Raw genomic sequence first — 12161 nt, 5'->3', positions numbered from 1 at the left:
AAAATGCCGCGAGCCAATCACCATGCAAAGCCTAGTTACCCTTGTTCTGGTATTAATGCCAATGTTTATTGGCTTTGCCATTCCTTCTCATCCAACCATGACAAAGCTTGCAGATAAAGGCTTATCTTATCTGGTATTTATCATCTTAGCGCTGATTGGTATCGAGCTGTCACAAGTTGAAGGACTTGGCAGTCAGATAGGCGAAATTGCGCTGTATGTGACCATACTATCGATTTTGACAATTGGCAGTGGTTTGTTTGCCCTGATGTTATTTGACCGACTGCGTCCATGGCATGCCAAAAAACCCAGCGTAAAATCTAAAGAACATCGCGTGAGTATCCGTGGTAGCCTCGCTCAAGTTATTTGTGTAGTCATTGGTATGGTGATTGGTTATTTCTTACCAAACAATTATATGCCGCCTGAAAATACCATGACGGTGATGCTGATGATATTAATTTTGTTGGTCGGCATTGGTTTAAAAGGCTCAGGTATTACGTTAAAAGAAGTGCTGCTGAATAAGCGCGGCGTTGAGATGAGTGTCATCTTTACACTAGCTGTATTGGTTGGTGGCTTAATATTTGCGCTGATGTTCAGTGAGGTATCGTGGACCAAAGGCTTGGCACTGGCGTCAGGATTTGGTTGGTACTCGCTATCAGCAATTGTCATGACCGATGCTTATGGCGCGGTTTGGGGCAGTGTCGCCCTCTTTAATGACTTGGTGCGTGAGTTTTTTGCGCTGATATTTATCCCTGTGTTTATGCGTAAATATCCATCAGCAGCAGTTGGACTTGGCGGCGCGACCAGTTTGGATTTTACCCTGCCAATTATTCAGCAATCTGGCGGTCTAAAAGTCGTGCCATTAGCGATTAGCTTTGGCTTTATTATCAATATCGTCTCACCAGTGCTGATGGTGGTGTTTTCGGCGTTGGGGTAATTTTCCTTACTTTCAAAAACTATTAAAGTCAAAATATCTGACAGCTTTTTCCATTACTATTATTGAAGTTTTCAATATTATTTTTGGTATCAATGAATACTGCATATAGGCGACGGTTGTACTGGTCCGTTTCTTCAGTATCAGAAGAAGCAACAGGTTGCTCTGCCCCATAACCATGAGTTTTAATGCGATTACAATTGACTTGATATTTAGAAATCAAAAAGTTTTTAAGCCTTTCGGCACGATTGTTGGCAAGGGTTTGATAGCCCTTGCTTTCTTCGCGTGTACTTATATGAGCCTCAATAACTATCACTATATCTAAACGCTTTTGCATTAGCGCACCTACTCTATCTAACTCTTCAAAATACTTGCTATCTATCTCACTACTATTTTCATCATAATAGACTCTAACTTCTCCTTTTATGAAATTCTTGTCAGTAATTTCTAATGAAGGTGGGCAGCCGTTCTCATCTATCATAACGTTTGGAGGTGTGTTTGGGCAATAATCCAATTTGTCCGAAACACCATCACCATCTGAATCAATCTCTGCTTGCATCGTCCTTATATTTTCATATTGAGGTAACTCTTTAGACGGCACAGCTGTAGTGGTTTGACAGCCTGCTAAACCAATAAATAATGCCAGTAGCAATAAATTTCCATAGTTTCTAGTTGTCATTGCTACTCTCTTTTCATTCAGAATAATTTAAGACTTTATCTGTCATCACTTTCAGTTTTTTTGAAATGTTTAATATATTACTTAACATTACTAATAAGCGCATAAATACGCTGGTTGAGCCAACTGTTTTCGATATCATTTGGCGCAATTGGACGTTCTGACCCATAGTAAAAAGTCTTAATACGATCAGGATCAATATTATATTTCATGGTCATATAATTTTTAATTCCTTCCACGCGGTATCTTGATAATGTTTGATTTGCATTATTGTCTTCACGTTTGGATATATGCCCTTCGATATGCATAACAGCGTCCAAATGATCTTGCATTTTTTTGCCTGCGTTATCTAGCTGTTCATAATACTCACTTTTTATCTCACTGCTATTTTCATCATAATAGGCTCTAGCTTCCATCATAAATTCATTTTCACCAAAAAGTAAGGAATCTGGACAACCCCTTTCATCTATCACCACGTTAAAAGGTGTACCTGGACATTCATCTATAGCATCAAGCACACCATCGCCATCTGAATCAATCTCTGCTTGCATCGTCCTGATATTTTCATCTTTAGGTATCTTTTTAGACGGCGCAGTTGTAGTAGTTTGACAGCCAGCTAAAGCAATAGATGCTGTTAATAATAAAACACTATAACGTTTCATCAGTAGCCTTCCTCTATATAATTACATACTACTCTAGCATTCGTAAAAAATTAATTAAGAAAAGTATAACCTAAGCCATCTCTAGATTTTTTTCCTCCTGACAAACTCTATCATGCCACTCGATAAAAGCATCAATAGCTTGCGTCGCTGCTGTATTTCTATCAACCGTTTCTTTACCAGAAAAATTCTCGACATAACGACAGGCGCGATAATTTTTAGCATACTTATCATAATCAGCCATCCACTGTTTACGCGCCTTTAACGCGTCTTGACGTTGTTCAATGCTGCGTTCTACCTCTGTGTCCTCAAAATCAAACCAAAAGTCTTTTGCAGGGATATCTTTAGCCAAGCGATTATCTTCGACCTCATTCATGCGCCACGGCTTGGCAGTAATCCGTGCTCGAAAGCACTGCTGCACCTGACATAGACGCACATAATTGGTATCCGCATGGAAATACGCAAACCATTCCGCGACTAACCTATCACTTGGCAATACAACATCGTGAGTGGCGATAATACGAAAACCTGCGGGCGTCTGATATAAACGAAAGGACTCGGTAGGATGATTAGCAATACGTTTTTTGATTAAATCTGTCATATAAGGCAGTAACGAGGCGGCGTCATCGGCATATTTTTGCGCGCGGGCCTTGTCTTTAACACTGGCTTGTTGCCACAAATAGACGGTCACACCAATCATAACAGCCAATAACCACAACCATGATAGTCCTAGCCAAGCGATGACACTGGCAATAAGTATAAAGACAATAACAAAAGCCCAAACTTTTATTTTGGTTGTTGGATTGCTTTGATTAACGAGAAAGGCAGGCATAAAGCCATGATGGTCATAATCATCAGGATAGATATGACGCAATAAATCGTCATTATCGACATCGATAATGGCAATATTATCGACGTTAGCCACTTGGGCACCGTAGCTGTTACGCGTGACAATGAGCTTCGTTACTGCTGCACTATTATTCGATAATTTATTTTCTGGAAAATCATGCTCAGAAATAATCTCTTCACGAATAGGAATGCCGTTGCCTTCGTTATACTCTTCCCTGCGTTCGCGGCGTAAGATATCTTCACCTGCCAGCCAGCGCTTATGCGCCTCACTGACTCGCAATTTAGCATGGGATAGCGCTTCGCTTTGACTGATATCTGACCAACCGTAACGTTTGATAGTGGCTTGCTTGGAAGGGTTACTAGACGTTTCTAGCGATTCAAAGCGCTGTTTGTGTTGCGCCCAGTATTTGGGGATGAGCATAAAGTTTGCCTTTTTTAAGCTTTTATATTTTGTAGCTCAGCTTGTTTGCATTTGATATTACGATAACTTTATTATCAATCATCTGCTTAACGAGGTTATTAATTACTTTAGGGTCTTCATTGCGTAGATGGCTTTTAAGATAATTCACTAAACTTGATTTTTTGGATGGTCTAGATGCTGGGGGTCGACTTTTTATCAATATTATTATACTTTGATATATCGTAATAGAAGCTTTACTCTTCTCACTATTACCATGTGAAGATTTACTTGTATTTTCTGGTATATCATTAAAAGGTGGATAATAGATAACTTGATTATCCTGCTTAATATAAACTTGCTTTTCTAACCACCTTACAACTAAGCTAACTTGTTTTTCATCATTTACTTGGCGATAAGTTGCAAGTTTCTGCTTAATTACATTATTTAGTCCGTCAATTTTTTTAGCTTTATTCAATAAAACTTGATCTTTTACTAAATCTAATATTCCTTGGCTATCTACTTTATAACTTAGTTTTTCTTCATTTTGATTGAGACTGATAAGACCTAATTTGATAAATTTCTCGAAAATCTGTTCAAAAATATAATCTTGCTCAAAATTATTAAAGCTTTCTAACATTCTCACTGGAACATACTTCTTCATAAAATGTAATAAGTTAGATTTATAGCTTGGTAAAAATACTTTACGATTTACGATGCTATCAAAAACTAAGATATAACAGTCATGTATCACTGCTTTGGGTATGATTGTTTCAAGAGATTGATCTGGAGGTTGATTATTTTCCATTACGACATTATCTAATATAACATCTTGATTATCTTCGTCGATAAGGGAAATTTCCTCTATATCTGACGTAGTACTTTCATTTAACTCACAAGCCACATTTAGCTGATTAGTATTTTCTAATCGCATGATGTTTATACCATCATAGGCACTGTTAAGATGCTCAACCAAGATATCATAACCACTGTCTCTTGCTAAAATACAAATATCAGCCATAGAATCAATTTCAGAAATTTTGCCAAGATAAAAAGATAAATAAAAATCTAGCGCATTCTTTCCTGAATGCTGCATCTTAATAATATGTACATTTCTATTATCGAACCTAAGCAATGTTTCCACCAATTCAAGTGGTAGATTCTTCTGCTGATTGACACCCAAAAATAACCATACGTGACACTCATCGACCTCTACATTATCGAAACTTTTAGGCTGAATGTTCTCATAATCAATTAAAATATGCTTCATCAAAATATTCTTATTATTTAATTTAAGTTACTATTCCTAAACCCCACTCGCCTGTTTAGCAAACAAGCGCATCAATGGCTTGATTTTGCCAACGCGATACATACCTTCATTACGAATTTGTTGAATAGGACGCATCTGTGCAAGTGACCCTGCAAATAGCCAGTTAAGCGCCGAAAAGCTATGCATCATTAGACTATTATGCGGACGACGCAAACGCTCGTAGCTACGCAACGTTTGATTGCTGCCCCAACTGGTTCCACCACTACGTTCAAAATCATGTGCCAATTGCTCGCTTAAGGCCTGTACATCGAGCATGCCTAAATTCAACCCTTGACCCGCCAGCGGATGCACGCCATGCGCTGCATCACCGATCAAGACTAGGTTGTCCGCGACGTAGCTTTTCGCTTGTTGCGCGGTCAGTGGAAAGCTAGCGATTGACTCAATCTGAGTGATAGCACCTAGCTCATAGTTACTGGCAGCAGCCAATTTATCAGCAATGACGCGCGCGTCCTCCTCTATCAACACCAATGCTTGATTGCGAGGCAATGTCCATACGATCGACTGCCAGTGCTCTGGGTTGGCTTTGTCTTCATCAGTGATATCCGCTAATGGTAATAATGCCAGCGTACCTGTGGGCAGCATCGCTTGGCGAGCGGTTGCTTGATGCGGTTTTTCGGTGTGAATCGCACAGCAAATAGCGGTTTGATTATAATCGAGTGTGTCCAGCCCAATCGCCGCTTGCTGGCGCACAAATGAGCCACGACCATCGGCACCAACCAGCAGCATCGCATCGATAGCAGTATGATTGTCTAGCGTCACCCGGTAGCCTTGATCTGCACCTAACCAATCCATGTTTGTAACTTTTTGCCCCGCGATAATGGTTAGATAGTCACTGACATCATCTTCATACAGGCATTGCCATAACGCATGCTCAATGACAGCAGGCTCGACCATGCTACCGAGCATTTGCGGTAAATGATTGTTGGGATGATTATCGCCGCTATCACCAAACAATAGCTCACCCATACCGTTTAGTTGCCACACCTGCATTTGCGAGTAGTCCGCTTTACGCTCTGATGCTGCTATCTTTTGCCATGCGCCCACGTCTTTAAGTAAGTTAATACTGGCAAGACTCAAGGCATAAACGCGCGCATCCCGCTTGCCAAGCACCTGTTGCCATTCTGAGTCATCACGTGCAGGGCGAGCATCAATTAACGTCACGGGCATTTTTGCTTGCGCCAACTTTAAAGCAAGCATTGCCCCAACAATACCGCTACCTATAATCAGCGTATGATTATTCTTCATAAGTTATTCCTACAGTTAAGTGCAATCGTATAGAACATTGGTCTAGACCATTAATATACCGTGATATGGCAAACTAGGACTTTAACCCCATCGCGTAGTTAGCGACTAGTGGCTTAATATTTGGCAGTTTATCAAAGGCAACCAAGGCCACATTCCTTGCCAACTTGATGGCTGGGTTAGGATGGGTAAAACCATGTACCACGGCATCACAGAAGCGAATGACGCGTTTTTGATCGCTTAGCCGTGCTTTCTCATAGCGTTTTAACAGTTGCATATCGCCGATGTCTTCGCCCTTTAGCACTTGCGCGCTCATCATTTGTGCCAGCACATGGGCATCGCGCATACAGAGGTTAAAACCTTGACCAGCGACAGGGTGCAAGGTATGAGCAGCATTACCCATGATGACACAGCGACCCTCTACTTGCTTGTCTGCCAGCACGCGTGTCAATGGATAAGCGCCGCGGCGACCAGCAGCGACAAACGTGCCAGCGCGCTCACCGAAAGCTTGCTGTAGGGTCTGTAAAAAGTGTGCGTCATCCTCTAGATAATTGGTCTCTTCACCTTTTGGACAAACCCAAACCACCGAGCGTCTATAGCCTGTCTGATAGTCGTCATTTCCATCGCCGTCTGGATCGGTCAGTGGCAACACCGCCAGTGGCCCTGCTGGACTAAAACGCTCAATCGCTACATGCGCGTGTGACTTGTCAGTTTCTACCACACCGACGATAGCGGTTTGCTGATAATCATAAGTCGTCGTGCCAATATTTAATAATTGGCGCACCGTTGAATCGCGACCATCACAAGCGACCAAAACGCTAGCTTGCAATTGCTGCTCATGTTCCTCTTCACCATAATAGTTAAAGCTGAGCGTCACCCCATCCGCTTGTTGGGTCACGGCGCTGACACTGGCATTATCGATCAAAGTGATTAATGGCTCTTGCTGCGCGGCTAATAAAAGCTTACGTCCGAGCCACGCATTTTCCATCACTTGTCCAAATGACTCGACCCGCTCTTCAGCTTTGTTTAATTGTGCACGCCCAAAGCTGCCTTGCTCACTAATTTGCACCGCATCGATACGACAAGCATGACTTTGCAACTCATCCCATAACCCAATCTCTTGATAAATCTGTACCGTACGACGTGACAGTGCTGTATTGCGGCTGTCTAAATAATGGCTGCGATTGCTGTCATCATTTGGACTGATGGTTGGGTAGCTATTTTTTTCTAATAACGTGCTAGCAATACCATGATGTGCTAGTAACAGTGCAAAGGACAATCCCACATGACCACCGCCAGCGATGAGGACTTGCTGCTCAGTAGCTACCTTTTTATGTTCAAACTTTTTTTTAGCATTCGATAAATTTACATCAGTATTTTGCATTATTATTCCTAATTTTCATGTCTATTTTACGCTGTTGGGCGCACGCACTATAAGCGATGAATAATCGCTAGAATTATTTTAATTTTTTAGGGCGTATTGAATATCCGCGCATCGGCATAGCCTTAGTCGAATGCGTAATACGCCCTAACCTTCGTCAGCTTTCATCATTTTATTCATATTTTAAACTCAGCGATAAAGCACTATGACATCACCCATAGATTACCACAAATCGCCTCCAACTCTGTCGCCTTAACAGTAGCCAAAACGTATAACTGAAACGCTTGATTTAATAACGCTCTAAACGTTATTTGCAATGTCATAACCCGCTCAAAAATGAACATAAAATATCAAAGTCGAAAAGCGGTTGCAATCGTCGTACAAAAACAGTGGCATCTGTTCGACGTATGGCTTGAAATTTAAAATCTATCGACCATAATAAAGGCAAGACCGTTACTTATCATCACTCCTAAAACGAATAATAATTCTACTGTCATTTCTATCTCTATAACGTAAAGCCAAGACCATAACGACCGACCATTTTATCTCTTAAACCCGCAATGCCATCAAAACCAAATCATAGCATTGGGGTACATAATAAAAGGATAATCGCTTGACTGATTCCATGAGCCGCCGTATAAAGTTTGAATCATTGACACCATCACAGCTCAAAACCGTGCTTGGTGAATACAACAACCACATGAAATACATCCAACAACGCCTCGATATCAAAATCATGCAGCGTCAAGGTGACTTCTGTTTGAGTGGCGACATATCGAATGTCGAGCGCGGTGAACGTATTATTTATAAACTGGTAGATGAGGCACAGAATACCAAGGACATTAGCGCAGAGGAGCTACATCTTATTATCCAATCAAGCATCGCACGCGATGAAGATATGGAAGCTGATGAGCAAGAAGCCAAGGATAATGCAGACGCTGAGGCGGACTTGGAATCAGCTCACGAGTTTACGCCAGTTAGCTTACGCACGCGTAAAGGTCGTATCATTCCTCGCGGTGGCAATCAGCAGACCTACGTCCAAAACGTACTGAACTCTGATGTCTCATTCGGTATTGGCCCTGCTGGTACGGGTAAGACCTATTTAGCCGTGGCTTGCGCCGTGGATATGCTTGAGCGTAATGAGATTGAGCGGATTTTATTGGTGCGTCCGGCGGTAGAAGCTGGTGAAAAACTGGGCTTTCTGCCAGGTGACTTGACGCAAAAAATCGATCCCTACTTGCGTCCATTATATGATGCGCTATATGAGATGATCGGCGTTGAAAAAGTGGGCAAGCTGATTGAAAAACAAGTCATCGAAATCGCACCCCTTGCCTATATGCGCGGTCGTACGTTAAACAACTCGTTTGTCATCTTAGATGAAGCGCAAAACACCACGCCTGAACAGATGAAAATGTTTTTGACCCGTTTGGGTTTCGGTTCACGGGCAGTGATTACTGGTGACATTACGCAGGTCGATTTGCCACGTGGTCATAAGTCAGGCTTAGCACAAGCAATGGAAATCTTAAGTGGTATTGAAGAAATTCATATCACCAAGTTTGATTCAAAAGATGTGGTACGTCATCAATTGGTACAGAAAATTGTAGAAGCCTACGATGTTTATGATGAAGAACAAGTAGCGTTAGAAGAAAAGCGTAAGTTTGAGCGCAGAAAAGAGCAAGAGCGTAAACAAGTTGTTGCTAATGCTGCAGCCAAGCTATAAACGGTCTAGCCTGCTACTTAATGTTATAAAAATGCAAAGCCGGATTACTGTCAGTAATCCGGCTTTTTACGACGAGAGCTTTTTAGATTTAGTCATAAGTTCTATCAGATGATAAAGCACACCATCTTACAATAAAGTAAAAGGATAATGGCATGAGCCAAGAGAAGGGTAACAACAGTTTTGACAACCATGATGCTAATGAGCGTGCTGGCGATGATGCCAGTTTGGCAGCACTTGATATCAGTGCCACCAGTAGTATTGATGATGACATACTGGACACTTTTTATGATCGTAAGCACTTACAGTCTGTGATGATGGCAGCGTTGGATTATATCGATGAGCGTATCAAAGAAGGCCTAACGCTACCCTATTTTGTAGATATCGATCCTGAGCTGTGGCAAGAGAAATCTAAAGTATTAGACATATACATTACCGATGAAATTGAGGGTCAGGCATTAAATCTGGAAGCACGCGGTAAGGATTATGCGACCAATATTTTATCTTATCCAAGTGATCTGCCAGCCGCAATTATTGAGCTGATGCCAACGCTACCTCTCGGTGAGCTGGTCATCTGTCATGGCGTCATAGTACGTGAGGCTGCAGAGCAAGAAAAGACAACCGCACAGCACATTAGCCATTTACTGATACATGGTGTGCTGCACTTATTGGGTTTTGATCATGAGCTTGGACAAGCCGAGCAAGATGAGATGGAACGGTTTGAAATTGAGATTTTAGCAGGTCTCAGCCTTCCAAACCCTTATGCTTAGTTCATATTTTTTAGCGATTAGTCTTTGGTCATCGGTAGCTTTTGTGCTTGACTCATCTGATTAATCATTTGATCCAATCCTTTAACATGGACATTACGCTGCGGGAATGGAATGTCGATTTTTTCATCATCCAAGGCGTATTTGAATTGCTCAAGCAAATCACACTGCATTGTCCACCAGTCAGCATTGGTTGTCCAAATATTGAGCGTCAAGTCTACTGAGTTATCACCCAAATTGGTGACACGTACGATAGGTTCAGGGTCAGTAAAGGCCAACGGATTATTTTTTGCCAAACTCAGCATCACGTTTTTGGCAGTTTTGATATCGGCATCATAGCCAATACCGACCGTGATATCGACACGGCGGTTGGGTAGCGCCGTATAGTTCGTCACGGCTGAAGTCGTAATATCACTATTTGGGATGATAATATCGTGATTGTTTATCGTCGTTAGGTGGGTATTGACCAAAGTAATTTCTGTTACAGTCCCTGTGTAGCTGCTGATTTGCACATAATCGCCGCGCACAAAGGGACGAAACGTCACAATCATGATGCCAGCGGCAAAGTTAGACAACTGATCTTTTAGTGACAGACCAATGGCTACTGCAGCACCGCCCAATATAGCGACGACTGAGGTGGTCTGTACGCCAACCTTACTCAAGGCAGCTAATGCAACCACGACCAGTAACACTCCGTAGATTAGACGACCTAAAAAGTTCGCAACGGTATCATCTAAGCGACTACGCAACATCATTTTGTGAGCAACGGTGACTGCCTTTTTGGCAAGCCAGCGACCTACGACGAATATTAATATCGCTAACGCAACTTTAATGACCAAGCTTAATGCGTTACTGGTTAAGTTGGCAACATCTATTGTAAAACCTAAAAATTCCATACTGACTCTTTATTTTATAGCGGTGTGTGGTATTCGTTTGTTATAAATATTGGTATCTTATCTGTTTGTAGCGTAGCTAACGCTCATCATCTATATATTGAATTCGTTTAGGGCGTGTTTGATATTCACAAATAGGCACTGCTGATTGCGAATATTCAACATGCTCTAATAAGTGACAGTGACTTTATCACTATAAAGAAAAGTGCGTATCAGACGCAATTCGACGATATCGCCCATGTCTTTGGTGAATTTACCAAAGGGCGCTGCTTGGCGTACCGATTGTTTTGCTGCTTCATCTAATAATGTGGAGTTGGAGCTTTCAAGCAGACGTATGGCTTTAACATTACCATCACTACTGATAATAACCATCAGGCGAACTTCGCCATTAATTTTTTGCGCCCGCGCCTGCATGGGATAATGCAAATTCCCAATGCGTTCGATATGCTCACGGAAGGTATTAATATAATCTGCAGCACCGAGCGTGGTCGAATTGCTATCGACCGTCACTACTTTTGATTTGGTTGCATAAACTTGCTGACGTTGAGACAGCTGTGTCTCTAAGGTAGCGATTTGTTTACGCAGACGCTCTTCTTGCGCCATCATATCATCTTGTGCTTGCTTGCTATCATTATCAGACTCCACGCTCGCTTGACGCCAGCTTAAGGTGGTACGCAGATAGCTTTCTTGATAATGCTGCTGGCGGACTTGACGCTGCAGGCTAATCACATCTTGCGTCTCACTTATTTGCTCAGCAGACAATGGGCTGATTTGGTCGTTCTCTTGTCTTAATTGCTCCTCCACTGTGCCGCCACCTTCTTGGGAGGCATTAGCAATAAAGTGAGCGTCTTCATTTGGCTGCATATTGTCGGTTAGCGCTTTTGCTACATCTTGCATCATTGCTGCAGGATCTTTGCCCATCGAAAAGCCAATACCAAAAATAATAATGGCATGTACGGCCACAGCGATAACGATGGCCACCGGTAAACTAACATCCCGCTTAGGTTCTTGCGCGGAAAAATGATAGCTTTGTGAATCTTTGATATAGGCCACAATGGGTCTCAGCTTATGAATATGAGCTTATAAATACAAGACAGCAAGTAATAAGCGTTATGATAATGGGCAGGATTTATACTGGCGCTATCATAACATGACATAGAATTCTGTCGCTAGCACAACCGTTGCCGACTCATTTTAATCCACTCACACAGTATTTATCTCCTTTGATCAATTTATTGACGAGCTGAACCAGCAAAAATGATATAACACCAATGCGAGTATGTCATCGCTAGACCGTATTTTGAACATATAAGCATTGC

At 41.9% G+C, this 12161-nt stretch carries 11 protein-coding genes; 3 read left to right on the top strand and 8 right to left on the bottom strand.

Annotation, left to right across the window (positions count from 1 at the left end):
• Positions 1–22 precede the first annotated feature (22 nt).
• Complete coding sequence (locus I3252_RS07055; RefSeq protein WP_238034677.1) at positions 23–934, top strand: lysine exporter LysO family protein; 912 nt, start codon at positions 23–25, stop codon at positions 932–934.
• 28 nt (positions 935–962) lie between these two features.
• Here the strand turns inward: I3252_RS07055 and I3252_RS07050 are convergent, their stop codons facing one another.
• From I3252_RS07050 to I3252_RS07025, 6 genes are all read right to left on the bottom strand, one after another.
• Positions 963–1610 (bottom strand): OmpA family protein, encoded by a 648-nt coding sequence (locus I3252_RS07050; RefSeq protein ID WP_238034676.1) that lies wholly within the window; start codon positions 1608–1610, stop codon positions 963–965.
• Between the two features lie 77 nt (positions 1611–1687).
• Positions 1688–2269, bottom strand: coding sequence for an OmpA family protein (locus I3252_RS07045; protein ID WP_238034675.1), 582 nt, complete (start codon positions 2267–2269; stop codon positions 1688–1690).
• Between the two features lie 70 nt (positions 2270–2339).
• Positions 2340–3536 (bottom strand): hypothetical protein, encoded by a 1197-nt coding sequence (locus I3252_RS07040; protein ID WP_238034674.1) that lies wholly within the window; start codon positions 3534–3536, stop codon positions 2340–2342.
• Between the two features lie 22 nt (positions 3537–3558).
• Positions 3559–4782 (bottom strand): PIN domain-containing protein, encoded by a 1224-nt coding sequence (locus I3252_RS07035; RefSeq protein WP_238034673.1) that lies wholly within the window; start codon positions 4780–4782, stop codon positions 3559–3561.
• 36 nt (positions 4783–4818) lie between these two features.
• The gene (locus tag I3252_RS07030) at positions 4819–6087 is read right to left on the bottom strand and encodes an FAD-dependent monooxygenase (RefSeq protein ID WP_238034672.1); all 1269 of its coding nucleotides are present in this window, start codon (positions 6085–6087) and stop codon (positions 4819–4821) included.
• A 73-nt stretch (positions 6088–6160) separates the two neighbouring features.
• Entirely contained in the window at positions 6161–7468 is a 1308-nt protein-coding gene (locus I3252_RS07025) for an FAD-dependent monooxygenase (protein ID WP_238034671.1), read from the bottom strand.
• Positions 7469–8090: 622 nt separating this feature from the next.
• Here I3252_RS07025 and I3252_RS07020 point away from each other — a divergent pair.
• Together I3252_RS07020 and ybeY are read left to right on the top strand one after the other, a co-directional pair.
• On the top strand, positions 8091–9185 hold the full coding sequence (locus I3252_RS07020; RefSeq protein ID WP_238034722.1) for a PhoH family protein: 1095 nt from the start codon (positions 8091–8093) through the stop codon (positions 9183–9185).
• Positions 9186–9337: 152 nt separating this feature from the next.
• On the top strand, positions 9338–9952 hold the full coding sequence (gene ybeY, locus I3252_RS07015) for an rRNA maturation RNase YbeY (RefSeq protein WP_238034670.1): 615 nt from the start codon (positions 9338–9340) through the stop codon (positions 9950–9952).
• A 17-nt stretch (positions 9953–9969) separates the two neighbouring features.
• On the opposite strand, the gene I3252_RS07010 is transcribed toward ybeY, so the two are convergent.
• Positions 9970–10845: a mechanosensitive ion channel domain-containing protein gene (locus I3252_RS07010; RefSeq protein ID WP_045444758.1), complete on the bottom strand. Its 876-nt coding sequence runs from the start codon at positions 10843–10845 to the stop codon at positions 9970–9972.
• A 165-nt stretch (positions 10846–11010) separates the two neighbouring features.
• The gene (locus I3252_RS07005; RefSeq protein WP_238034669.1) at positions 11011–11895 is read right to left on the bottom strand and encodes an energy transducer TonB; all 885 of its coding nucleotides are present in this window, start codon (positions 11893–11895) and stop codon (positions 11011–11013) included.
• Between the last annotated feature and the right edge of the window lie 266 nt (positions 11896–12161).

The sequence above is a fragment of the Psychrobacter sp. Ps4 genome (genome assembly GCF_022129285.1).
Lineage (GTDB): Bacteria > Pseudomonadota > Gammaproteobacteria > Pseudomonadales > Moraxellaceae > Psychrobacter > Psychrobacter immobilis_A.
This window is presented reverse-complemented; position numbering and strand designations above follow the sequence as displayed.